Origin of the sequence: Paenibacillus sp. F4 (assembly GCF_002894905.1) — a bacterium.
Classification (GTDB): Bacteria; Bacillota; Bacilli; order Paenibacillales; family Paenibacillaceae; genus Paenibacillus; species Paenibacillus polymyxa_B.
In genome coordinates this window covers 1-23,410 of the sequence record NZ_POVS01000009.1, presented here as the reverse complement: position 1 = coordinate 23,410, position 23,410 = coordinate 1, and the positions used below count along the sequence as shown (strand labels likewise).

The 23,410-nt window shown below is 46.0% G+C and carries 24 protein-coding genes; 21 read left to right on the top strand and 3 right to left on the bottom strand.

The window, feature by feature from the left end:
* Nucleotides 1-6 precede the first annotated feature (6 nt).
* The 7 genes from C1T21_RS07060 (at nt 7) to C1T21_RS07025 (ending at nt 8,079) form a co-directional block, all read left to right on the top strand.
* Nucleotides 7-1,272, top strand: a complete 1,266-nt coding sequence (locus C1T21_RS07060) for a TRAFAC clade GTPase domain-containing protein (RefSeq protein WP_103047749.1) — start codon at nt 7-9, stop codon at nt 1,270-1,272.
* Nucleotides 1,269-4,289: a GAP1-N2 domain-containing protein gene (locus C1T21_RS07055; RefSeq protein WP_103047748.1), complete on the top strand. Its 3,021-nt coding sequence runs from the start codon at nt 1,269-1,271 to the stop codon at nt 4,287-4,289. The genes C1T21_RS07060 and C1T21_RS07055 overlap by 4 nt, the downstream gene beginning before the upstream one ends.
* Before the next feature lie 225 nt (nt 4,290-4,514).
* Entirely contained in the window at nt 4,515-4,982 is a 468-nt protein-coding gene (locus tag C1T21_RS07050) for a MarR family winged helix-turn-helix transcriptional regulator (RefSeq protein WP_103047747.1), read from the top strand.
* Nucleotides 4,983-5,074: 92 nt separating this feature from the next.
* Nucleotides 5,075-6,457 carry an MFS transporter gene (locus C1T21_RS07045; protein WP_103047746.1) on the top strand — a complete coding sequence of 461 codons (1,383 nt, stop codon included), beginning with the start codon at nt 5,075-5,077 and terminating at the stop codon, nt 6,455-6,457.
* Nucleotides 6,458-6,537: 80 nt separating this feature from the next.
* Nucleotides 6,538-7,107 carry a hypothetical protein gene (locus tag C1T21_RS07040; protein ID WP_039273351.1) on the top strand — a complete coding sequence of 190 codons (570 nt, stop codon included), beginning with the start codon at nt 6,538-6,540 and terminating at the stop codon, nt 7,105-7,107.
* A gap of 68 nt (nt 7,108-7,175) precedes the next feature.
* On the top strand, nt 7,176-7,325 hold the full coding sequence (gene rpmG / locus C1T21_RS07035) for a 50S ribosomal protein L33 (RefSeq protein ID WP_013310116.1): 150 nt from the start codon (nt 7,176-7,178) through the stop codon (nt 7,323-7,325).
* 508 nt (nt 7,326-7,833) lie between these two features.
* Entirely contained in the window at nt 7,834-8,079 is a 246-nt protein-coding gene (locus C1T21_RS07025; RefSeq protein ID WP_013310118.1) for a type B 50S ribosomal protein L31, read from the top strand.
* 111 nt (nt 8,080-8,190) lie between these two features.
* Here C1T21_RS07025 and C1T21_RS07020 read toward each other — a convergent pair whose 3' ends face one another.
* The 3 genes from C1T21_RS07020 to C1T21_RS07010 are packed head-to-tail and all read right to left on the bottom strand — an operon-like array spanning nt 8,191 to nt 11,300.
* Entirely contained in the window at nt 8,191-9,294 is a 1,104-nt protein-coding gene (locus C1T21_RS07020; protein ID WP_103047745.1) for a CobW family GTP-binding protein, read from the bottom strand.
* An 18-nt stretch (nt 9,295-9,312) separates the two neighbouring features.
* Nucleotides 9,313-10,290, bottom strand: coding sequence for a TIGR03943 family putative permease subunit (locus C1T21_RS07015; protein WP_103047744.1), 978 nt, complete (start codon nt 10,288-10,290; stop codon nt 9,313-9,315).
* Between the two features lie 8 nt (nt 10,291-10,298).
* Nucleotides 10,299-11,300: a permease gene (locus C1T21_RS07010; protein WP_103047743.1), complete on the bottom strand. Its 1,002-nt coding sequence runs from the start codon at nt 11,298-11,300 to the stop codon at nt 10,299-10,301.
* A gap of 234 nt (nt 11,301-11,534) precedes the next feature.
* Between C1T21_RS07010 and C1T21_RS07005 the strand changes: the two genes are divergently transcribed.
* The 14 genes from C1T21_RS07005 (at nt 11,535) to C1T21_RS06940 (ending at nt 23,369) form a co-directional block, all read left to right on the top strand.
* Complete coding sequence (locus C1T21_RS07005; protein WP_103047742.1) at nt 11,535-12,605, top strand: CobW family GTP-binding protein; 1,071 nt, start codon at nt 11,535-11,537, stop codon at nt 12,603-12,605.
* Nucleotides 12,602-13,726, top strand: coding sequence for a FecCD family ABC transporter permease (locus tag C1T21_RS07000; RefSeq protein ID WP_103047741.1), 1,125 nt, complete (start codon nt 12,602-12,604; stop codon nt 13,724-13,726). The genes C1T21_RS07005 and C1T21_RS07000 overlap by 4 nt, the downstream gene beginning before the upstream one ends.
* Nucleotides 13,723-14,511, top strand: a complete 789-nt coding sequence (locus tag C1T21_RS06995) for an ABC transporter ATP-binding protein (protein WP_103047740.1) — start codon at nt 13,723-13,725, stop codon at nt 14,509-14,511. Before C1T21_RS07000 ends, C1T21_RS06995 begins: the two co-directional genes overlap by 4 nt.
* A 64-nt stretch (nt 14,512-14,575) precedes the next feature.
* Entirely contained in the window at nt 14,576-15,598 is a 1,023-nt protein-coding gene (locus tag C1T21_RS06990; RefSeq protein ID WP_103047739.1) for an ABC transporter substrate-binding protein, read from the top strand.
* A 217-nt stretch (nt 15,599-15,815) separates the two neighbouring features.
* Nucleotides 15,816-16,523, top strand: coding sequence for a metal ABC transporter ATP-binding protein (locus C1T21_RS06985; RefSeq protein WP_013310125.1), 708 nt, complete (start codon nt 15,816-15,818; stop codon nt 16,521-16,523).
* Nucleotides 16,469-17,317, top strand: a complete 849-nt coding sequence (locus C1T21_RS06980; protein WP_023988405.1) for a metal ABC transporter permease — start codon at nt 16,469-16,471, stop codon at nt 17,315-17,317. The genes C1T21_RS06985 and C1T21_RS06980 overlap by 55 nt, the downstream gene beginning before the upstream one ends.
* Before the next feature lie 54 nt (nt 17,318-17,371).
* On the top strand, nt 17,372-18,370 hold the full coding sequence (locus C1T21_RS06975) for a metal ABC transporter substrate-binding protein (RefSeq protein ID WP_103047737.1): 999 nt from the start codon (nt 17,372-17,374) through the stop codon (nt 18,368-18,370).
* Between the two features lie 334 nt (nt 18,371-18,704).
* On the top strand, nt 18,705-19,067 hold the full coding sequence (locus C1T21_RS06970) for a response regulator (protein WP_023988407.1): 363 nt from the start codon (nt 18,705-18,707) through the stop codon (nt 19,065-19,067).
* Nucleotides 19,068-19,152: 85 nt separating this feature from the next.
* On the top strand, nt 19,153-19,641 hold the full coding sequence (locus tag C1T21_RS06965; RefSeq protein ID WP_103047736.1) for a hypothetical protein: 489 nt from the start codon (nt 19,153-19,155) through the stop codon (nt 19,639-19,641).
* Nucleotides 19,642-19,745: 104 nt separating this feature from the next.
* Nucleotides 19,746-19,940, top strand: coding sequence for a hypothetical protein (locus C1T21_RS06960; protein WP_013310131.1), 195 nt, complete (start codon nt 19,746-19,748; stop codon nt 19,938-19,940).
* Between the two features lie 12 nt (nt 19,941-19,952).
* Nucleotides 19,953-20,288, top strand: a complete 336-nt coding sequence (locus C1T21_RS06955; RefSeq protein ID WP_013310132.1) for a YolD-like family protein — start codon at nt 19,953-19,955, stop codon at nt 20,286-20,288.
* Nucleotides 20,289-20,405: 117 nt separating this feature from the next.
* Nucleotides 20,406-20,750 (top strand): cupin domain-containing protein, encoded by a 345-nt coding sequence (locus tag C1T21_RS06950; RefSeq protein ID WP_061831375.1) that lies wholly within the window; start codon nt 20,406-20,408, stop codon nt 20,748-20,750.
* Between the two features lie 66 nt (nt 20,751-20,816).
* Entirely contained in the window at nt 20,817-21,398 is a 582-nt protein-coding gene (locus C1T21_RS06945) for a TetR/AcrR family transcriptional regulator (protein WP_223822057.1), read from the top strand.
* A 60-nt stretch (nt 21,399-21,458) separates the two neighbouring features.
* Nucleotides 21,459-23,369 carry an alpha/beta fold hydrolase gene (locus tag C1T21_RS06940; RefSeq protein ID WP_103047735.1) on the top strand — a complete coding sequence of 637 codons (1,911 nt, stop codon included), beginning with the start codon at nt 21,459-21,461 and terminating at the stop codon, nt 23,367-23,369.
* The last annotated feature ends 41 nt before the right edge of the window (nt 23,370-23,410 follow it).

Below are 23,410 nucleotides of genomic sequence, written 5' to 3'. Positions count from 1 at the left end.
CAACCGATGAGTTTTCTTAGCAATTTATTCAGAAGAAAGCCACAGGCAGCGCCAAGGCCGTTATTTTATGATATTGTGTGCCCTTATTGCTTTAGCAAATTTTCCCCGGAGGAAGTGGTATTCCGTGCTTCTCATCACCGTGAAGATGACGAGGATTACGCTTTGGGTGAAGATGAGCTGTTGAACAAATATCGGGAGCGTTTTGGCTTGGACAGTGTGCATGATATGGAGGCGATTTTGCATCCCCATGATGTTCCTGAGGAACATCGATTGTATTCTGATCATGTACTAACAGGACTGACAGACCGTTATGGCGAGCTGACGCGTCATCGACTGTGCCCGCACTGTCATAACGAGTTACCCGTGACCGCAGGTAAGGTGCCGAGTAACATCATTTCGATTATTGGGGCTTCGCAGGCGGGGAAATCTGTTTATATGACCTCCCTGATTCACACGCTGCAGCATGTTACGGCCGATCATTTTGACGCGGCATGCATGCCGCTTAATGCAGAGATCAGCCGAAAGTTCCGCACCATGTATGAGGAACCCCTATTTGAACGAGGGGATCTGCTTACATCGACACAAAAAGAAAAGATGCAGGAGCCTTTTATCTTCCAGTTCGTATTTAAGGATGAGGAAAAGCCGCCACTGACGCTGGTATTTTTTGATGTCGCCGGTGAGGGAATGGTAGATCAGGACTATCTGGGACTGCATGGACAGCATATTAAGAATTCGGCAGGTATTCTCTTTATGGTCGATCCACTGCAAATCCGCTCGATTCGGGAACGTATTAAAATTAACCTTGGCGATAAGCCAGGTGAATGGGTCTCGCAATATGATGAACCGCGTGATGTCGTACTTACGATGTTCGGTGATTTTATCGCATATCAGGAAAAAGGGAAAACGGACATTCCGACCGCTGTCGTCCTGACCAAAAGTGATATGCTTTCTGCGTTGGCAGATGAAGAAGGCACGTACATCAAGACGAACAGCAATATTTTTAATCCGATGGAGCATCGCAAATATATGGATTTGGATGAGTTCGCAAACATTGATGGCGAAGTTCGACGCTTCATCGAAAAGGTGGATAAGCCGTTCAAGGGCACGATGGATGTATATTTTACAGATACGGCCTATTTCGCGGTTTCCGCCCTGGGTAGCAATCCGGTGGAGCAAAAGCTGCAAGGGTTGGTTAGTCCGATCCGTGTGGATGAGCCATTCATTTGGCTGCTCTACAAGTTGAAGTACATTGAGGGGAGAGAATCAGAGTGAGTTATTCTACCTCTCATTTGATACAACAGCAGATGTACACACGGGAACGGCGTGGTATTTTCCGTTCTACGGAAGGCTTCGATACAGTGGCTAATTCCAAAGGATTGGATGCTTCTTTTATTAAAAAGGTGCTGCATCCCTTATGTGTATATGATGCGCCTGCTGCTTTGACGGCACGTGGCGAGAAGCAGGAAAGCGTCTATCCGGAAGCCATGCATCTGGTACGGACGGAGTCCGGGGATGTAGTGCTTGGCCGCAGTATTTATAAGGCCGCGGATTTTACTGGGCTGCGGAGCGCCTTTTTCACGCACAACTATGTGATTCCAGCCGGACATGGTGAATCTCCGTCTGACTATAAGCAGTGGCTGAACACATCCTTTGTTGATACCTATGATATTGAGCAGGGAACGGATTTGCCGGAATTGGAGCGTCTACCGGGTGGAAGTGTATTTCCAGCTGTTGACCCGTCTACAGTGCTGGCTCAATTGCAGCTGAGCGAAGAAGTGTTCAAACAGCTTTTATACGCAGTCATGATGTCCGCTGCAGGTCGCAAAAAGGTATATGTAGCGCTGAATGTTCCTGTAGAAGCGGTCGGATCTTCAGCCAAGCAGCTGCTGGGTGTGCTGTATGCGGCATTGCCTTATGCATTTCGCAATAGACTCGGATTTCTTACATATGCACAGGAACCGAACAGCAGAAAAGGCATTCACTTGATGTTCGTTGAGCCTTTTAGTTTGCGTCCCGGTGATCGGAATGTGGAAAAGGACTTTGTATTTGACCTGTCTAACCATAGTCGAATACTTAATGTGGATAAAGAGCAGGTGAGACAGCCGTATTTTGACTGGATTGTCCGTACGTTGCTGAATGGTGAGACGCCGGACGATTTCTTCAAATTTGCCGAGCAAATGCTGACAGGTATGGAGGCCGGGCGTGATTTGACGCCATCCAGCTATCATGAGCTCATTACGTTGTACAGAATTGAGCAGGGAGAGCGGGCATTATACAACGAACAGCGAATCGCTGTGCTACGAAGCTTGACTGATTATTTATCGCCACCCGATGCGCTGCCACGTAAAATGAGGCTGAATGATCTGTTTCTATCGTTTTTTGATCATGAATTTGATCGGGTGAAGGATGGATATATTCCAGATGTAGGTCTAGTCGATAGTTTCAAGGACTATTATAAAGTTCATGCACGCAGCAGCGAAAATCGGTTGGTGGAATATTTAATCCGTTCGCTAAACAATGCTTATACTGCCAGAAATACGGAAGCAGTCACGTATATTTATCATACGATTGAAGAGAATCCATCATTAGGCAAGGCATATTTCACGAAAGTGTTGGGTAATCCGGCACTTACAAAAATGCTGTTCATTCCCTACATGGACAGTCAGATGAAAAGAACACCGGATGCTAAGGGGCTGCTGGCTGTTGTGTACGAATGGGGCAGTCGGTATATCGAAGTGTCGGCGAATGCCGATTTTCAGCTTTTGGCAGAATCTGCACTGATGGGCAGACTGCGTGCCGAAAGAAAACCAGTAGAGGCTGTGGTTGCCATTCACCAACGCTTGCGTCAATGGGACAGCAGCTCTGCTGTAGGCAAACTGTCCCCGCTGGAGCAATCTGGATTGACAGAGCGTTTGCAGGAAGCGTCGGATCAGTATTTACTTACCGAAGTAGAGCTAAAAGAAATATCACCCGATCAGGTCGTACAGATTCCCTTTTTCGCACGACCCGATTTGGTGCAGTGGGTTGGAAAGCTGCCTGCTCCTCTCAAGGGACAAGCAGTGCGATTGATTGCGGCTTACGATTGGTTTAATACGGAGGAACCGGAACCGTCGGTGCTGGACGGCCTGGAGCCGGGCGAAGTAGAAAAGGTACAGGATTGGGCTTATGGCTGGCTGCCCCAGCAGCTTGCGGAAGGCCATTTTGCCCGTCTGTTGCCTGCTTTCTATCGTTCTGACGGGCCGGGAGAGGGAATATTGGACTTCGCTCGCCTGGTCAGTTCGATCCGCAAATGGGCGAAGGATAACGATACGATGTACCGCTTTATCCGATGGTCAGAGGAACACCCTGAGTTTGCTACTCCACGTGGCGGTTTCGAACCGGCGTATCGACGTGCGCTACTTCTATTCTTCCAAAAGGAAGGACGAGAGGGACTGCATAAAAAAACGCTGTGGCGTCAATATTTTGAACCTGCAAAGCCTTCTTTTAAAAATTTCTATTTGGCAGCAAAGCGGGAGACGGACACGCCGTTGGTCAAAACACTTCGTCGTTTTCGTAAAGGTGGGGTGATTTCCGGGATCGTGCTGATTGTCATTGCAGGTACGTTCGGCGGCCTGAAAGCAACCGGGGTGATCGGATCTGGTGACACACCTGCGCCTGTTGCTGCTCCGAAGCCTGTACAACAGCCTGTAGAGCCTACAGTGCCCGTAAAAGAGGAGCCTACGGCGATAGTGACACATGTGCCTAATACCAAGTCCACTACGAAAATGGTCAAGCTGTTGTTTGCGTTTCAGACATCGACAGAGCAGGCAGAATTTAAGCCGAAGAAGCTCGTCATTGTTGGGGCGGATCAACAGGAGCACTTATACGAAAATTTTACGCTTGCTGAACAGAACGACAAGGAAGCAGCCAGTAAAGCGAACAATGATCCATCTGGGGACGTAAACACTGGGAACGCCACTACAAAAAGCACAACAGCAGATGGACAATCCACGGACATTGGTTCCACAGCTCGTGGTGGTACATCCAGTGGAAAAAGCGGCGATCAGTCTGGAGCAGTGACAGACAATACGGACGGAGGCTCGACTTCGGAGATTTCTACTGAAGGTAGTGGTAGTCGCAGTGGAACAAACACAAACACAGACACTGACCCACCATCGGAGTATGATCTGAAGAAGTATCCTTATCGTACGTTGTTGACCATTTGGCAACGGCTAGAGCTGAATGATGCTAGTACGGTTACCGTTGATGGAGAAGAATATCCGCTAGTTCAAGTGAAAACTGCGGACTAAGCAACTATAAAACAGAAATGAATGATGAATGAAGTAAAAGACGGGTTTCCTTCAAGGACTCGTCTTTTATTATGCCTATATTTCCATAGAGGATGAATTCGTAATTTGAAATTCACCTTATCTAGTAAAACATCATTTTACGAAAGTATTGACACCAAGTAGGCAGCTGATTAAAATTAGTTGGAATTCAAACTATTACAATTAGATATGGAGGTTCGTAGTGAGATGGGAAGCGAGGTGTATCCCGTTTGTCTTCCTTGGGAGGAAGAGAGCACGATGTATTTAATTAAATGGATTTTCACTACCGTCCGGCGCGAAATTGAAACAGCACTGCGCCCTTTGGGACTCACCTCCCCACAATCGCAGACGCTCTATATACTGGCGATTTCGCCTGGAGTCACCAATACGGATTTAGAAAAGCTATTGCTTATTGATAAATCAAGCGTTACCAGCCTGGTTAACGGGATCGTTAAGAAAAACTGGGCAGTACGCAAAAGTCACCCGGAAGATGCACGAATGAAGCAAATCTATTTGACTGAGGAAGGCTTAGAGATTCACAAAGTAGCTGAACGTACTATTGAGGCAATTAAAAGCTCGGTAGGTGAAACGTTATCTGTCGGAGAATCGGAGACGCTGCGCGGCCTGCTTAAAAAAATTCTCCGCGACTACCACCCTGAGGACGCCCGCGTGTGAGCGGATATATAGAGAATTTGCCCGGATAGGGGTATCAAAAACAGTGAAATATGATCGTAGATAAGAGGTTTACAGGAGAGGGAGACAACCAAATGATAAAAGAACAAACTTATCCCAATGCGGATAAGCTTATGCGTGTGTTGGCCTTCACACTTGTTTTTTCAGTGATGAACGCTTTTATGTTTAATGTCGTTATGCCTGTGATTCGAGAGGAGTTTCATATTAGTGCTTCCGATGTAAGTTGGTTACTGACTGGCTATATGATCGTGTATGCAGTTGGCTCGGTGACCTACGGCAAATTGGCAGATAAATATCGTCTTAAGGATTTGCTGACGTTTGGAATTATCTTTTTTGCACTGGGTTCGCTTATTGGACTGTTGGCCAATCAATTTTGGATGCTCATTGTAGCTCGTTTGCTTCAGGCTGCAGGGGCTGCTGTTATTCCGGCAACTGCTATGATCGTGCCAGTCCGTTATTTCTCGGCTGAAAAAAGAGGACGTGCTTTGGGCGTCACAGCAATCGGCTTGGCGTTAGGTACTGCATTGGCTCCGATTATTTCCGGTTTGATCACAGGCTTTGCAAGCTGGCGTTTTTTGTTCGTCATTTCTATGCTGCCACTGATCGCATTGCCGTTCTTCCGCAAATATTTGGACGATCAGCGTGGAGAGGATCAGAAGTTCGATTTTCTTGGTGGATTATTGCTGGGTGGAACAGTAGCCTTCTTATTGCTTTCCATTTCGCAAACCAATATGATGTTTTTTCTGGTCGGTATGGTGTTATTTGCACTGTTTATATGGCGTATTAACACTGCGCATGATCCATTCATCCAGCCGAAGCTGTTCCGTAACAAGCAATATTCATACGGGCTCCTTATCGCTTTTTTAGGGACGGGGATTAGCTTTGGATTGCCGTACTTGGCACCGCAGTTTCTGAACAGTCTCAATCAGCTTACGCCGGCAATAATTGGACTGGTTATGTTTCCGGCTGCTATTGCTTCGGCTCTATTGGGTAAAAGAGGAGGGCGTTTGGCGGATAGCAAAGGAAATTCGTTTCTCGTCTATACAGCTGTATCGCTTTTGTTTATCTGTTTTATCAGCTTGTCTACGTTTGTGGGTGCCTCTCCGTATCTGATTTTATTTTTGCTTATTTTCGGAAACGTAGGTCAGACTTTCATGCAAATTGCCATGTCCAACACGATTTCTCGTACCTTGTCGAAAGACCAGATTGGTGTTGGAATGGGGCTGCTATCTCTGCTGAATTTCATTGCCGGGGCGATCACGACAAGTATTTTGGGCAAAACGCTGGATAGTTCGTCGTCCTTTCATTTGAATCCTGTTGTATCTAATGTGCAGGTGTTCAATTTTAGCAATATTTTTACGGTGCTTGCACTGATTGCGCTTGTGACGATGGGACTTTATGCGTTGCAATTCCGAAGAGGTTCACGCCGTAATACGCCTGCTGTTGAGCAAGGATAAACATTTGATGTAAACTCATGCCAAAACAAGGGTATAATATAGAAGGAAAAGTTCATCTATGGAAGGACGGAGTGTCCGGCATGACAAGAAACCTTCAATATGTACCCTATGGTTATGAGCCTCCGATCGAGACGCATAAAGGGACCATGGTCTACTATGATACGTTCGAGCAGATTACAGCCAGAGAGCTGGAGCTTTTTGCCGAAACGGGGGCTGCATTATCTTTTACAAAGCTGGTGTTGTATCCGCTACATGAAGAAACCGTCAGAAGAATGTGGAAGCAGCCGGTACGTTCGTATTACAAGCGGGTGGACGAGCTGGGAGAGTGGCAGCGGGAGCAGGCTTTGAGTGCTGTTGTGATTGAGAGCTGGGAAGGTAAGCGTAAAAAATATACGCCGATTGAAGCAGCCATCCGTTTTTTGGCGGAAAAGTATACGACCCCAATTTTTTTGTATATGAGTCCTGAAATGGCAAATTTGTGCGCTTCCTATGCATCGTTCGGAGAATGGATTAGAAACGTCAGATTGGTGCTTTCGAGCGAACCACTAGAACTTCATCCGAAGCTTGCACAGTACCGTAATCGCTGGAACACGGTAGAAGAAGCGACAAACCGTGACTCTAAGGTTGACAAAGCGGAGCATGAATTATAGAATAGAACTAATCGTAAAAATTACTATTGTAATTGTATACCATGTATTCCAATTAAGGAGGAAGAGAAATGCGCGTAATTGTTACCTTGGCATGCACCGAATCCGGTGACCGCAACTATACAACAACCAAGAACAAAAGAAATCATCCGGACCGTCTTGAAATGAAAAAATACTCTCCGCGTCTGAAAAAGTACACGATCCATCGTGAAACTAGATAATTTGAGGCTTGCTGTATAGCAACCTGAATGATTCTGCTTCCTGAGCGAAGCCTGTTAAGTTTGCAAAAGCCAGCGTTATGGAACCGGCGAAAACTTGAATTAGTCCAGTGGACAGAGCGTCCAAAGTTAAAGCTTGCACCTAAGAAAACGGCTTTTTTTCAAGGCTGTATGATAGATGCCGAGCTACATGGCACGCTTTGCCTTTTGAATCGAAAGCACGTGGCTACCGAGTTCTCCTGTGCTGGTGTCAGCATTTGGGACGAGCCGGAGGACCATTCACTATATGCTTATATAACGATGAAGGCTGACGAAAGATCCGGAGCGTTCGTGCAATGGGCGATGCGATATATGCGGCATCGTTTGCTTGTCGTTTACGAGCTTGAGCGTAACCGTTATGATCTGTCGTCTTTTTTTCTGGGACATAACCGTTCCTTTTGCCAACTGATGGAGTATTGCGCCAGTACGTTTGAGTTTGAAACTAAACTACATGAAAGATTAGGTGAAACTAATGAAAAAAGATATTCATCCAACATTGAACAAAGTTATCTTTTTGGACCCTAGCTGTGGATTTACTTTCCTGAGTGCTTCCACTAAATATTCGCAAGAAACGATGGAATGGGAAGATGGCAACACATACCCAGTTATCCGTGTAGATACTAGCTCCGCTTCCCACCCGTTCTTCACTGGTAAACAAAGAAACGTGGATATCGGTGGCCGTGTGGATCGCTTTAACAAAAAATATAACCTTAAGTAAAAACAGTCGAGCGTTATGTTTATGGATTATGCTAATAATCCGTGAACATCGCTTTTCAAAAAACCTCCTGCATCTGCAGGAGGTTTTTTTGTCTTAATCCAGACCTGTTATTTATAGCGAAGTGAAGCACTGTTCCCATTGGTCGGCAATGGATGCTTTGTCCAGTTGCTCCCCAATGAGCGTGACATACCCCTGACTCACAGGAAGTGCAGTAGGCTGCCACTCCAAGTGATTTCCTGAAAATTGCAAAAGCATTGTACCTTCCTGAGGAAGCACGCAATAACCTTTCGCACGAAGCAACGAGGAACCTAACCCGGTCAAAAAGTTTTCCAATCGTTGTTTTTCGAGTGGCTGAGGAGAATATTGATGCAGCGTTAAGCTCTCCAGACGGGAGAACGAATGAGGCTGCTTAGGATCGTGGTTATGACTGTGTGCCGCAATAACTTTGAAAGCCGTACTTCTGGAGACACTACTGGTGTTTCCGATACTTTTGACGGGAATGGAAACGGACGGTACACCTGCATCGGTGGACTGGACTTGTGCAGGTGCTGGTTGAAGTGTCTGTACAGGTTTTGCGGCAACGGATGCGGAGGCCAGAACAGGCTCTAGTAGTGGTTCAAGGTCAATCCGGCTATATTCAGTAGTTTGCAACTTGGCCGTATCGTTGAGCTTGCGGATGCTCTTGACGACCTTCGTCACTTCACGGCTACTTGCTGCATCCGTCTTGTTCACCACAATAAAGTCTGCGGTGCGCAGTTGTCCGTGCAGGGTGCGAACCAGTTCTTTATCAGCCGTAAAGCGGCTATTGTATTCATGGAACAGCTCAGCATCCACAACACTGATGCTGTGAACCAGATAAAGCCGATCTGCCAGTAGGGGGGAGCGAAGCTCCTCCAGTACTTGTTCGGGGTTGGCTACCCCGGTGGTTTCCATGAAGATCAGGTCTGGCTTTTGGCTGAGCAGGGTATGCAGAGCCCCTGCCAGCTCATTTCTTTTGCTGCAACAAATGCAGCCTTCTAGCAATCCTTCTACTGTTACGTCAGGCATTTCCTCTGAAATAATAGCACTGTCTACATCATATTCACCCATTTCGTTCATTAAAACAGCAGCACGAAGGGGGATTTGGCGAGTATGGGCTAATAGGCGCAAAAGTAGTGTTGTTTTGCCGCTTCCAAGAAAACCACTGATTAAAATAACAGGAACTTTATTCATCATTTTTCCTCCTTGGTGGGTTTAGTGTGCTGTGTTCAAGCGATCAAAGGTAGCTACCGAGTCTGCTTGGGTATAGACATAAGGGGATTCTGGCTGCTCGACAGCGGTTATTTTTTCGGATCGAATTTCAAGTATCGGAACGTTGCCCTTTTGTGTGGCATGCAGTGTTCCTTCAATGGTCACCCAGGTATCCTTGTCAAAGGACGGGGCCTTCTGGGATTGGACGATGATCCCGAATGGCATGGCATCGGCAGTACAGCACATGACGAGGAATCTTCCTACTGCAAATAGGCCTTTACCCGGCAGGTTGTCGTCTTTATAGACAAAGCCAGTCACCTGTACTTTTTTTCCTTCAAAAGCTTGTTTATATAACTCAATGGCTCCAATAGTTTCGGAAAAAATCTCAGGCTTGATCTGTATGATAGGTTGCTGATACAGGCGTTTCGCCAGCTCGGCGAATTCTACATTGTACTTGTCAGGCGGAACGAACAGCTTATCCAGCGTTTCCTGACTCCATTTTCCCTCTGGAGGGGACGAAGTTGGGACGGAAGATGCAGTTGATAAAAGGGAGGCGGTGGATGCTTTCGTGGTCTGTGTATCTGTTTTTCGTCGGATATCCGGGTTGGGATACGTGAAGGACATGCCTTTTTTGGCGGCCATATCACTACCTAGTGCCTGATTGGGCAGTAGAGAACCGAACAGGAGCGGGATGAGCAGCATTCCATATACGAGAGTTTTTTTGAACCAGCTTTGCGGCAACGGATGCTCACAATCACATACATCCTCACCGTCCCGCTCCCCGATGATTCCGTGCCATGCCATCGCCAATGCGATGAACAAGAGTGGTACAGGACAGAGTAGGAGCAGCTTTTGCATATGGGGAGCCAAGTAGTAATGAAGTGCATTTGTACGGTTTAATGAGATAATGTACATAGCTAATCCAATCAGGAGCAAGGAGCGCATGCCATATTGCCAGCGGATGCTAAAGGTTGAATTCACGTTTGTATTCACCTCCCCAATAACCATTCAGCAGCTATAGAACCCACTAGGACGAGTGAAACAATGAGCAAGCCCAGGATGGCGACAAATTTGGTGCGGAAGGTGCTTAGCAGCATGAGCGTGCCTTTGAAGTCTAGCATCGGACCGAGTACAAGAAAGGCTGCCAGCGGACCCAGTGTAAAGGTATGTGAAAAAGCAGTAGCTACAAAGGCATCGGAGGTGGAACATAGCGACAGTATGTAGGCAAAACCCATCATAAAGGCGTACGATCCGACCGTTCCGTCGCTTAACGAAAGCATTTCATCACGTGGGATGAAGGTTTGAATGCAGGCTGTTAATAATGCGCCGATAATGAGATATTTACTCATGTCCAAAAACTCGTCACCAGCATGTACAAAAAAGCCCCGCCATGTGCGACTATGCCGATGAGTCTGATTGTTCTGCTTTTGCTGGTTAAAAGAGAGCAGCGACCGTTTGAGCGGATGCACTCGCACAAAGGTATACACGATCAGCCCGATGATCGCGGAGACGGCAAAAGCCAAACCCATTCGAACGGCAGTGACCTCGGGATGGGAAGGGAAAGCCATCATCGTCGCAGCCAGTACCACGGGATTGATAATGGGCCCGCTTAAAATAAAAGTGATACCCATATAGGCAGGCATTCCCTTGAGCATTAATTGGCGAACGACAGGGATCATGCCGCATTCACAGATGGGAAACAGCATACCTAGTAAGGAGGCCAGCAGGACACCCGGTACAGGATGCGCAGGCGCTATTTTGCGAATCCATGTCTCCGGTACAAGCCATTGCAAAAGGGATGAGACGAGCACACCGATAAGGAGAAACGGAACAGCTTCCAGAAAAATACCCATAAATACCGTTTTTAACGGTTGCAGCTGGCCCATATCTAACAAACGAAGCCACTGGGGAGATAGCGTAACAAGTACAGGGATGAGAAAGGCAAACGGAATCATAAAAGGCAGCATCTTCAACAGCGTACTGTTTTTCATTCCACGTCTCCTTGGGAATAAGGGTTCTTATCTACATCCTATGTCTGTAGGGGGACAATCATGCCCGCTGGATTGTACTTGTCTCACCTCCTATATTGACAATTCAAAGAGTGATCATATATATTTATGTTTGTTATTAGTAATTATTACGATTAAATTCCGATAAATGATTGCAAGAAGGAAACTTTTACGGTACGATCCATATTAAATGTTGCAAAGACAAGGAGGGGTTATATGATACCGATAGTTGTTTTATCCGGTTTTTTGGGTAGCGGTAAAACCACTCTTCTTCAGCATGCGCTGGCTTACTACAAGGAGAAGGGCCTCAAGCCAGCCATTTTGATGAATGAGTTGGGTGATGTTAATCTGGACGGCAGTTTGGTGAATGGCCAAGCACCCATGAAGGAAATGCTCAGTGGCTGTATATGCTGTACCATTCGCGGGGATTTGGGCGTCGAGCTCATGAATCTTGCTGAGGAATATAAGCCGGATGTGATTATTGTAGAATGTACCGGAGTGGCTAACCCGATGGAGATTGTAGATGCAGTGACAGACGCCTCCATTTATTCTCCTATGATATTACAATCCGTTATCACGGTCATAGACGCGCGTCAATTTCTGGATTTTGCTTCGGGGAACGAGAGAAGCAAGTCGCTTCGTTTGATGCAGGATCAGCTTCGGTGCGCTTCCAAACTGATTATTAACAAGACCGATTTATTGGCTGCGGGCGAGTTACAGAAGGTACAGGCCCTCGTAAAAGAGTTAAATCCATATGCTCTGACTGTGAGCACGCAACGAAGTGACGTGGACGCGGGTATTTTTTTCTCCACTCAAGGAGAGGAGCGTATGGACGTTTCGCGGCATAAGGAATCCGCAGTTGATATTGAGAGTAAACATCCTCATTCGGAAAATCATCTGCACACGTATGATCATGATAACCATACAGACCATCAGTCTCATGATCACCATGACCACGAACATGGGGAGCATTATCATTCCTACGACCATGTAGTTGTTCACACGCATTTCTTTGGACAACCTGTACCACGCTCCGAGTTTGAACAGTTGTTCCGCAGTTTGCCTGCTGAAATTTACCGGGCCAAAGGAATTGTGCGGTTTCTGGAATCAGAGGGTCAGATGATGTTCCAGTTTGCCTATCGGGAGCTGGAAATCATTCCGATCCGCCCGCAAAAGCCAGTGAACGATGTTGCGGTTATCATGGGCGAGAATTTCTCTGCTTCCGAGATTGAGGAACGATTGAGAAAGCTGGAAGCGGCCGAAAAGCCATTGAGTAGTAGTTCATGACTTCGAGAACGAGCAACCTTAATCCATCAAGACCTAATCCATCACAACATAATTCTCGCGCACACCTAGCTGGCAAGCCTACTTGGGGATTTACAACAATTCTGCTGCTGACTGCTGGGTTGTTGCTTTCGGTCACACTCGCAGTCATGCTCGGTCCTGTAGCTGTCGCACCGGGGACGATATGGCGAATTGCACTGTCTCATCTTCCCTGGCTGGACCAGTGGATACCCGTGACATGGACCAAGCCTGAGCAATATATCGTTTGGGAAATCCGCTTTCCACGCGTGCTGCTAGGTGTTGTCGTAGGAGCAGGACTTGCTGTTACAGGGGCGACTATACAGGCATTAATTCGTAATTCGTTAGCGGACCCCTATATTTTAGGAGTCTCGTCTGGGGCTTCGGTGACAGCCACGTTGGTAATTGTGTTCGGAGCTTTCGGATTTTTAGGACGACTTGCGCTGCCTTTATCTGCTTTTATAGGCTCGTTAACTGCAATGCTTATGGTGTTCGCGTTAGCCCGTGTGGCTGGGAGCATATCGACGACCCGCTTATTGCTGGCAGGAGTGGCGGTGTCCATGATGCTGTCGGCTGTGACTAGCTTTATCGTTACGATGGCCCCGAATGAAAAAGGCATTCGTGACGCGATGTATTGGATGATGGGAAGTTTGGCAGGTGCTCAATGGGACACGCTTTTCATTCCAAGCCTCATTGTAGCCGTTGGAACAGCTGTGCTCCTGACCCGATACCGTTCGCTGAATGCTTTGCTAACGGGTGAAGAAACCGCAGTAACGCTAGGTGTGAACGTACAGACGTTCCGCGTATTACTGGTTGTTGTGGCGTCTCTTTTAACCGGGGCAGTCGTATCAGTTAGTGGCTCGATTGGCTTTGTCGGGCTTATGATTCCGCACATCGTTAGGCTGATAGTCGGATCAGATCATCGGCGTGTACTGCCCGTCAGTCTGTTGGCGGGAGCTATTTTTGTCGTGTGGGCTGATGTATGTGCCCGGCTCGTGCTGGCTCCACAGGAGCTGCCGATTGGTATTGTAACGGCTGTGTGCGGAGGACCCTTTTTTGTGTGGCTGCTGCGTCGTAGTTCCTACTCGTTTGGAGGCGAAAAATGAATATAGAAGTCGAATGCGTGACCTTCAGTATTCACGATAAACGGCTGATCGACGGCATCTGTCTCCAGGTAAAAGCAGGGGAGCTGGTCGGATTGATCGGTCCGAATGGCAGCGGGAAATCGACGTTGCTCAAAAATATGTATCGCGTGCTAAAGCCTGACAGTGGTTTGGTTACGTTGGATGGCCAAGATATGCTGCGGATGAAGTATAAAGAAACGGCCCGACAAATGGCAGTGGTGAGTCAGGATGCGCCGCAAACGTTTGATTTTTCAGTACGGGACATCGTCCTGATGGGTCGCCATCCGCATAAGAAGCTGCTGGATGCAGATACTGTCGTCGATCATGAACTGGTCGAGCAGGCGCTGGAGCGGGTAGGCATGAATGCTCAGGCGGATCAGGGCTTTGTCAGCTTGTCCGGCGGCGAAAAGCAACGGGTATTGATCGCCAGAGCTTTGGCGGGACAGGCGAAATTTCTCATTTTGGATGAGCCGACGAATCATCTGGACATCCGGTATCAGCTGCAAATTTTGGATTTGGTCAAAACACTTCGGATAACTACGCTAGCTGCACTACATGATTTAAATTTGGCGGCATTTTATTGTGATCGAATGTATGTATTAAAAGAAGGAAAAGTGGTAGCCTCTGGCATAACGGAGGATGTGCTTCAGCCAGACCTGCTGTGGAGTGTATTCGGGGTGGAGACAGAAATCTGCATTCATCCAAAAACCGGGAAGCCGAATATTACCTTTTTACCGGATTCTCTCAGGAGAGGAGGCCATCCATGACGTTAACAGAAAAGGTGATACGATGAGGTAAGATAAACTACAAATAAAAGAGGAGACGTTACATATGAAAAAATATAGCAAGCCCGCGTTACCGCTGGTTATGCTCGCTTTGGCGATGATGCTGTTGTTATCAGCCTGCGCAGCAGGAAACACGGCTCAAACAAGCGATCCATCGGCAAACGGGCAGCAGCCTGCCGCATCGCAATCGGCAACCAAGGAGACGTCGGTAGAGCTTGAGAATATGGGTGTTAAAATGGCATTTCCCGAGGCGCCCAAACGCGCGGTTACACTGAACCAGCACGCGACTGAGGTTATGCTGGCTCTTGGACTGGAATCCTCTATGGTAGGAACTGCGTATTTGGATGATCAGATTTTGACGAAATATAAGGTTCAATATGACAAAATCCCGGTACTGGCCGAACAATATCCGTCCAAAGAGGTGTTTATGGCCGCTGCACCGGATTTTGCCTATGCGGGCTGGAAGAGTGCCTTTAATGATAAAAATCTGGGTTCCCGTGAGGAGCTAGCCAAACAAGGGGTGCTGACCTATGTACAGGAATCCTCAAATAAACCGGGTCCCACGTTAGAAGATGTGTATCAGGATATACTAAATATTGGGCGTATTTTCAGGGTTGAGGAGCGTGCGGAAAAGCTGGTAAATGACATTCGTGAACAAGTGCAGTCCATTCAGACTCAAATTGGTGCTGTTGAACAGCCACCCAAGGTGTTTGTCTTTGACAGCGGAGAAGACAAGCCCTTTACGGCTGCCAACAATTACCTAACGTCTTTGATTGAAAGTGTGAAGGCGAAAAATATTTTTGATGATATCGACAAAAGTTTTACCGAGGTAAGCTGGGAAGAGGTTGTGAATCGTAACCCTGATGTAATCGTCATCCTCGACTATGGTGATACTTCACTGGCGGATAAAGAGAAGCTGCTCCTGAGCAAGCCTGCGCTGGCTGGTGTGGAAGCGATCAAAAACAAACGGTTTATAGTACTGCCATTATCCGCAGCGGCTGAAGGCGTGCGCGCTCCGATTGCGCTGAAAACCTTGGCTGCAGGCTTGTACCCGGACAAAGTGAAGTAAACAAACAAAAGAGTTGCCAAAACATTGACGAACCTTGCCTAAACTGTTAAACTTGCTAATGCGTAAAGGTTACGTTTATCAAACGCTTATTTTTTTATTACCAAATCGTAATAATTACGGTAGATGGTTTAATGATCATAAACGACCTGGAGAATCTGCGCAAATGATGATCGCTCAGATGGCTCCAGGCTTTTTAAAGGAAAAGGAGATTTGCGTCATGTTATTGGCCTCATTGGAACAGGTCACATTTGGCTACGGAGATGTTCCTAACTTGGTGGATGCCAATGTTGAAATTTTTTCGGGAGAATTTGTGGCTATTACCGGACCGAATGGTGCTTCCAAATCAACCATGCTCAAACTGTTGCTCGGCTTGCTTCAGCCTTGGAAGGGCAAGGTGTTTATGTCTGATCGTACAGGTGAAGGCAAAAAGCTCGTTGTCGGATTTGTATCCCAACAAATTGCTGCTTTCAATGGCGGATTTCCAAGTACGATTTTGGAATTTGTCCGTTCAGGAAGATATACTCATGGCTCTTGGTTACGCCGTATGCGGTCTGAGGATCATGATCTGACTGAGCAGGCGCTGCGTCAAGTAGGCATGTGGGACTTACGTCACCGTAAAATCGGCGAATTGTCCGGTGGACAGAAGCAACGTATTTGTGTGGCGAGAGCGCTCGCTCAGGAATCGGATTTGCTCATTTTGGATGAGCCCACGACCGGAATGGATCAAGAAAGCCGCCATCATTTCTACGATCTGATGAATCAGCAGGTTAAGGAATATGGAAGAACTGTGGTCATGGTGACCCATGGACTATCGGAAGTGCAACATTATCTGGATCGAATTATTGAGCTTGAGAGGAAGGAAGATGGCGGATGGAAATGCTGCACTACGACTTCATGCAGCGGGCATTTTGTGCCGGTGGGGTAATTGCACTGCTGGCCTCGGTGCTTGGAGTATACCTGATGCTACGGCGTCAGGCTCTCATGGCGGACATGCTATCGCATGTATCGCTGGCAGGGGTGGCAGCGGGTGCCTATTTAGGCATTAACCCGACGATAACCGGATTTATTGTTGCCGTAATCGGCGCGATTATCGTTGAATACGTCCGCAGGTCTTATAAAACATATAGTGAGATATCTGTGGCTATTATTATGGTAGGTGGCCTCTCGACGGCCGTTATTTTAATGAATCTGAATCAGAGCATCAACAAAGGGTTTTCCGCTTATTTGTTCGGCTCGGTCGTAGCGGTCAATCAGACAGAGCTGATGTTGATGATTGTAGTGGCTGTGATCGGAGGTATTTTCTTTTTTGTATTCCGGCGTCCTTTGTATCAGATTACCTTTGATGAAGAAACGGCGAAGACCAATGGTCTTCCTGTCAAGTCCATTTCATTTGCATTTAGTATTTTAACAGGGATGATTGTAGCCGCTGCAATGCCAATTGTCGGTGTGCTGCTCGTCTCCTCACTCATCGTGCTCCCTGCAGCGCTGGCGATTCGAATTGCACCGAGCTTCGCGGCAGCCATCTGGATATCTATGGTCACTGCATTAATCGGCGTATTTATGGGTTTAACGGCATCGTATGAACTCAGTACACCCCCAGGGGGGACGATTGCCATGGTGCTGTTATTATTCCTGATTGTAGGAGCTGGTATTCAAAAGCTGGTCCGTAAGCTGGGTAAGCAACAGGCTTCCCGACGGAAGAATGCGACAGGCCAGTGAGTGTAATTACAGTGAGATTAACTAAAAAATCTAACGAATAAAGGAGTAATGAATATGAATACATGGTTCAAAAAATCATTTGTATTGTCTGCGGGACTAGCACTTATTTTATCTGGTTGCGGAGCCAAATCCGATAATGCAGCTACAAATGCTTCCCAAACCGAGCCGAATGCGGCACAAACAGCAGACAGTGGTAAAAAGCTGAATGTAGTCACCACTTTTTATCCAATGTATGAATTTACCAAGCAAGTTGCTGGAGACCATGCTAACGTAACCGCGTTGATTCCTGCTGGTGCAGAGCCGCATGACTGGGAACCGAGCGCCAAAGATATGGCACAGGTTAAGGATGCTGACGTGTTTGTTTATAACGGTATCGTCGAAGGTTGGGCAGAACAGGCTTTGAGCAGCGCGTCCAATGATAAACGTGTTGTAGTTGAAGCAAGCAAAGGGTTGAACCTGATGGAAGGCACTGCTGAGGAGGAAGAAGGAGAAGAAGCACACGCAGAGGAAGGCCATGATCACGATCATGTGCTGGACCCTCATGTATGGCTTAATCCAGTCTTAGCTCAAAAAGAAGTAGAATCTATTGAAGCAGGACTTGTGGCAGCCGATCCGGCAAACAAAGCTGATTATGAGAAAAACGCTGATGCTTATATCACCAAGCTGAAAGAGCTGGATACCGAGTTCAAAACAGGTCTGAAAGATGTAAAACGTAAAGACTTTATTACACAGCATGCTGCTTTTAGCTATTTGGCTAAGCAATATGGTCTGACCCAAGTACCCATTGCCGGATTATCTCCAGAGCAAGAGCCTACACCGGACAAGCTGGCGGGTATTATCAAATTTGCTAAAGAAAATAATGTGAAGACGATTTTCTTTGAAACTTTGGTTGACCCGAAGGTCGCTGAGACTGTAGCTACTGAAATTGGTTCGAAAACGGATGTGCTGAATCCGCTTGAAGGACTGACGGCCGAAGACAAACAGAAGAACCTAGATTACCTTGGTGTGATGAAAAATAATCTGGAGGCTTTGAAAAAAGCTCTGAATGAATAAGCAGACTTTAAACGAATAGTACAAAAAATGACGTTGGGGAACGATACCAGCGTCTTTTTTTATGTCTGTCTAAGAAGATTGTACTTTTTTGGCTAGTGCTCTAGATACAGTTGATACCTAGTACTTTGTAATCTTCACACTACATAAATTATTTACGTCATTGTGAAACGTTTTTTTGAAAACTAATGCTGTAGTAGCTAGTTTCAAATTTCTTTTATAATTCATTGGTAGCGTTTTTATTTTTACAGATTCTTTCTATTAATATTACCAGTTTATTCACCGATATTGAAGTTTGGGCGTGCATATCATTTGACAACGGATTGGAGAGGTTAATTTGGCAACAGTTATAGTAGTGGATGACTCTTTATTTATGCGTTCTGTGCTTAAGGATATTCTTTTGGATTTAGGTCACGCTGTTATCGCGGAAGCAGAAAATGGATATGATGCTGTTTTGAAATACGCACACTTTCGTCCCGATTTAATCACCATGGATATTAATATGCCTAAGATGGACGGACTTGAGGCTGTTAAAAAGATTGTAGAGCTTGATCCCCAAGCCAACATTTTGATGTGTTCTGCTTTGGGGCAGCAGGAAGCGATTATAAAAGCATTTCAGGCAGGTGCAAAAGACTTTATTGTTAAACCATTTGAGATGGAAAGGGTCGTGAATGCAGTCACAAAAATGCTGGGGAGTTAATGAATCAAGATTTTTAATACATAAATATTGAACATGTTAAAGCGAGAATTCCATGCTTATTTTTACGAATATGGAGATGAATAGGATGAGCAATCGAGTGTTGTCTCAAAAAGTATTTATAGACGAACTGATCGCTACGATCAAGAATGGAGGGCTTGTCCCTGTAAATTATGAACACCTCATCAGCGAACAAAGAGAAAGAATGGATGCTCTTAACAATGAACTTACCCTTCGTATTGAGGGACTAGAGACTGATTTGATCTCTGCTTCGACACATTCCATTCCTTTTGCAAATGGCGAAATTATGTTTCTTGCTCGCTATATTGTACTCATTGGAGATCATACCGAGGGATACTTTGTGTTCTATCGAGCAGAAGACTGTGAAAGTCCAGAGGAATATCAGTTTTTAACAAGCTCTTATCAACTTCCACATTTATTACTTGAATTATCTCTTTCTTTAAAAGAACATGGTACTAATGAGCCGCTTGATATTCTGACTTATTGGAATGGCCCTGTCTACCCGCTGAAAGATTTGAATAAAGAAGATATTAAGCTATCCACCTATGAATTTTAATTCCCTTGAGAGAGTCAAATCCCTCAGGGGATTTTTTTACATTGATAATCAAACGCATGTTCGCATATAATACAAACAAACGTTCTGATAAGGAGTGAAGGATCATGTTGGAAAAATACGTGGGGCAGATCGTGGAAATCGTGTATTTGGATCGGAAGGGCAAGCTGTCTCATCGGCGTATCGAGGTGCATCGTGTGCAGAATGGCTTGATACGAGCCACCTGTCTACAGACAGGCCAGCCACGTGTTTTTCGATTAGATCATGTATTGGCATGGCATCCGGTAACCAGAACAGCATAGGAGGGGCTTACGATGGGGAAAAAGCTTGAGGGAAATGGCATATGGGAAAGCTCGCGCATGATTTTGCCTGAGCATCGGGAGGCATATTTAAGACTGATGAAGGAGCAAGGAAGGCGCGGCAAGCCAGCACTGGACGATCAGGAAATGCAGCAGATTGAACAGGCCATCATCGTATCCTATAACGAACGGAAGCCTATTACGCTAAAAGTGTTCAATCCGTTTGATGATGAGGAGCTGCGTGGACTGGTCACAGTAATTAACACAAGTCGGCGAGAAGTGAAGCTATCCCGTGGGGAAGAGGATTTTAGCTGGATAAAGTTGGAGGAAATTATCGAGGCGGATATATAAAAAAGTCTGACTAAGTCGGACTTTTTTACATTTGTCCTGCCTTTTTATAATTAAGATTGTAGCTCTATGAATTCATATTTAAAATAAAACTGTAATTGCAAAAGGAGGAGTTCAATAATGAAAATTAGTAAAAATAATGCCGAACATTATATATGGGGAGATCAATGTGATGGTTGGCGCTTAGTGAAAAATAATGATTTGAGCATTATTCATGAGCGGATGCCCGGAAATACACATGAGGTCAGACATTATCATCATCATGCGCGCCAATTTTTCTTTATTTTATCAGGTACAGCGGTACTTGAAGTGGATGGTGAACGAATCCAATTAGGATCTCAGGAAGGGTGTGAGGTTCCTCCTATGGTGCCTCATCAAATGTTTAATGAAACGAATCAGGATGTTGAATTTTTGGTTATTTCTCAGCCTGCGAGCAGAGGTGACCGGGTTCTGACCGAAAAATAATGTTTTGGAGCAGACATGTTCCAGCGAAGGTTGACAAGTCTTTTTTAGTACCGTATAGTGCTAAATATGATGAAAAAAAATAAAATCACGAATCGGGATGTTGTTCTGCGTATTGCCACCTCATTGTTTCTTACCCAAGGATATCATGCAACAAGTATGGATGAAATTGTGGCTGTGAGCAATGTGTCCAAAACGAACATTTACTATTATTTTAAAAGTAAAGAAGAGCTACTTTCAGCCATTCTGGATCAACTGATTAAAACGTATAATGAGATGATTTATGAAGTTGTTTCGCGTAAGGATCAGTCTGTTCAGGAACGTTTTGAAATCCTTCTTCAATTGCTGACAGAGCAAGAGACAGATTGTTTGGGAGGCTGTCCCTTTATTACTCTTTATACGCAAATGCCTCAAGATAGCGCCTTGTTTCGGAATAAAATAAGCCAGTTCTTCCAAAGCCAAATCACTACCGTAGAAATATTGTTGAACGAGGGAAGGGAAAGATTAGAGATTCAGGCTGAACTTCCTGCGAGGTCGACGGCCCAATTCATCGTCTCGGCCATTGAAGGTGCGCTCTTTCTGCAGCATGCAAGCCAGGACCCGAGCATACTCGAAAATTTAAAATTTACTTTAGCACTTCTGCTAAAGTGATTTTTTTAATCTTTATTAGTACTATGAAGTACTAAAAATTAAAAAAGGCAGGTTTCGTATATGGCACATATCTTTATCACGGGCGGCACAGGATTTATCGGCATGCATACGTTACGGCAACTTTCCAAGGAGGAACACACTATTACCGTCCTGGTTCGTTCGCAGCAAAAGTGGGAACAAATATGCAGGCAAATGGATTTGGAGACAGCATGGCATATCGGGAAATTAACACCGGTTATTGGCGATTTGAGTATACCTGCTCTAGGATTAAATCCTGCTGACAGGCAACTCGTGGAGACAGCAGATGTGATAATTCATGCAGGAGGTCCGATGGATATTCTGCTGGGAGAGGAGGATGCGAGAGCAGCTTTTCTACAAGCGGCAGAAGAAATGATAACGTTGGCTACATATATTCATGCGAGCAAAGGGTTACGACATTTTATTCATTTGGTTGGGTACAAAAGCCCTTTTAATGATCATAACTGGCTTACTCCCGAGCCGGTCATCGCTCATTTAGAACAGGCACCTCCATATGAACGGATGAAATTTTTGGCTGATTTGCGTATCCGTCAAGGAGCACACAAGGAAGGATTTCCGCTTTCGGTTGTCCATTTGAGCGTTGTCATTGGTGACTCAGAGTCTGGGGATACGCCCCAAACTGGTGGGCTGGGCATTCTCGTAGGTTCTACAGCGCGCAAGCTTATGGGACTTGTCCCCGGCGGAAAATCTCATTGGCTCCCCTTGGTCCATGTAGATCATGCAGCCGAATTGATCAGTGCTCTTACTAAGGAATCACATCCTGCCAGCGAAACATACTACTTGATGGATGACAGGCAACAGAGTCCAACGATGATAGAGCTGGGAACGAATATGGCGAAGGAGCTTCGTGTACGTAAACCGCTCGGTTCGATTTCGCCAGCTTGGCTAACCAGTATACTGGGTACTCCTCTGGGCCAAAAGTTAGGTATTCCGAAGGAATCACTCGATTTTATCGTGGATGTGGACTACCCACTGGATGCAGCACGAGAGATTCAACGTAAATACGGGTTGTCACAGGCGATGAACAAAAGCGTGTTCCCATTTGTTATTACTGATCTTGATTTCAGGATTGCTCATTCCACCATAGATACAGATGGATATGTCCGCAACAGACGTGGGCCATTAGCTACACTGGAGCGAAGAGTGAAGAATGGAAATCCAACGATCGTATTAGTTCACGGTACTTTCAGCGGGGCAGATTGTTTGATACCGCTGGCAAATCAATTTCCGGAATCCTCTGTTTGCTTGGTGGATCTTCCCGGTTTTGGCCGTTCCCCATACCATCATAAGGAGGATGTACTAGAAGGCCACATTGAATCGTTAGTGCAGGCTATTCAGGCTTTGAAAACGCCAATCTGCCTTGTAGGTCATTCATTCGGCGGACTACTAGCTGCTAAGGCATGGGAACGCGTACCTGAGCGTATCAGTGGCTTACACCTATTGCAACCTGTATTGCATACTGCTCCGCGCAGATATCGGAGCGCACGAATTACGGAGATTATGCTAGGCAGACTCAGCGAGTCGGTCTTACGCAAGCAATTGCTTGCGCAGACTTGTTTTGAAAGTATCGACGATATCCCGTCAGCATACGTCACGTATGTTCTTGAAGAAATGCGTTCCCCACGCGTAAGAAAGACGACTGCGCAAGCCCTAGCCATGCTAACCAAGTCCGATAGCTTCCAGTCGCTCCCTGAGATATCCGAAAGAATTTATAAAGAGGAGGTTTCGATTCTATGGGGTGTGAAGGATCAGATCTATAAGTTGCCCGAGCCATTTCATGCCCTGCATACGCTGAATATTCCGGCAGCTCATCATTTTCCGATCTCGCAACCGGAACGAACAGCGCAATATCTAAAGCAGCACATAGGACAGAATAACTTAGAGTATAAAAATAAAACCAGCCTAGCACATGGGACTGCCCCCTGTTTCTGAGACAGGGATCAAAACACCTTTCAAGTTCTAAGCAGCCAGTT

Bases quoted from the DNA above. Each gene is read 5' to 3' on its own strand.
- C1T21_RS06955 (WP_013310132.1), top strand. From the start codon at position 19,953: ATGGGGAAAAAGCTTGAGGGAAATGGCATATGGGAAAGCTCGCGCATG.
- C1T21_RS07005 (WP_103047742.1), top strand. From the start codon at position 11,535: ATGATACCGATAGTTGTTTTATCCGGTTTTTTGGGTAGCGGTAAAACC.
- C1T21_RS06940 (WP_103047735.1), top strand. From the start codon at position 21,459: ATGGCACATATCTTTATCACGGGCGGCACAGGATTTATCGGCATGCAT.
- C1T21_RS06950 (WP_061831375.1), top strand. From the start codon at position 20,406: ATGAAAATTAGTAAAAATAATGCCGAACATTATATATGGGGAGATCAA.
- C1T21_RS07025 (WP_013310118.1), top strand. From the start codon at position 7,834: ATGAAAAAAGATATTCATCCAACATTGAACAAAGTTATCTTTTTGGAC.
- C1T21_RS06980 (WP_023988405.1), top strand. From the start codon at position 16,469: ATGGAAATGCTGCACTACGACTTCATGCAGCGGGCATTTTGTGCCGGT.
- rpmG (WP_013310116.1), top strand. From the start codon at position 7,176: ATGCGCGTAATTGTTACCTTGGCATGCACCGAATCCGGTGACCGCAAC.
- C1T21_RS07010 (WP_103047743.1), bottom strand. From the start codon at position 11,300: ATGAAAAACAGTACGCTGTTGAAGATGCTGCCTTTTATGATTCCGTTT.
- C1T21_RS06995 (WP_103047740.1), top strand. From the start codon at position 13,723: ATGAATATAGAAGTCGAATGCGTGACCTTCAGTATTCACGATAAACGG.
- C1T21_RS06960 (WP_013310131.1), top strand. From the start codon at position 19,746: ATGTTGGAAAAATACGTGGGGCAGATCGTGGAAATCGTGTATTTGGAT.
- C1T21_RS07040 (WP_039273351.1), top strand. From the start codon at position 6,538: ATGACAAGAAACCTTCAATATGTACCCTATGGTTATGAGCCTCCGATC.
- C1T21_RS07000 (WP_103047741.1), top strand. From the start codon at position 12,602: ATGACTTCGAGAACGAGCAACCTTAATCCATCAAGACCTAATCCATCA.
- C1T21_RS06990 (WP_103047739.1), top strand. From the start codon at position 14,576: ATGAAAAAATATAGCAAGCCCGCGTTACCGCTGGTTATGCTCGCTTTG.
- C1T21_RS06945 (WP_223822057.1), top strand. From the start codon at position 20,817: ATGATGAAAAAAAATAAAATCACGAATCGGGATGTTGTTCTGCGTATT.
- C1T21_RS06975 (WP_103047737.1), top strand. From the start codon at position 17,372: ATGAATACATGGTTCAAAAAATCATTTGTATTGTCTGCGGGACTAGCA.
- C1T21_RS07060 (WP_103047749.1), top strand. From the start codon at position 7: ATGAGTTTTCTTAGCAATTTATTCAGAAGAAAGCCACAGGCAGCGCCA.
- C1T21_RS07020 (WP_103047745.1), bottom strand. From the start codon at position 9,294: ATGATGAATAAAGTTCCTGTTATTTTAATCAGTGGTTTTCTTGGAAGC.
- C1T21_RS07045 (WP_103047746.1), top strand. From the start codon at position 5,075: ATGATAAAAGAACAAACTTATCCCAATGCGGATAAGCTTATGCGTGTG.
- C1T21_RS06985 (WP_013310125.1), top strand. From the start codon at position 15,816: ATGTTATTGGCCTCATTGGAACAGGTCACATTTGGCTACGGAGATGTT.
- C1T21_RS07050 (WP_103047747.1), top strand. From the start codon at position 4,515: ATGGGAAGCGAGGTGTATCCCGTTTGTCTTCCTTGGGAGGAAGAGAGC.
- C1T21_RS06965 (WP_103047736.1), top strand. From the start codon at position 19,153: ATGAGCAATCGAGTGTTGTCTCAAAAAGTATTTATAGACGAACTGATC.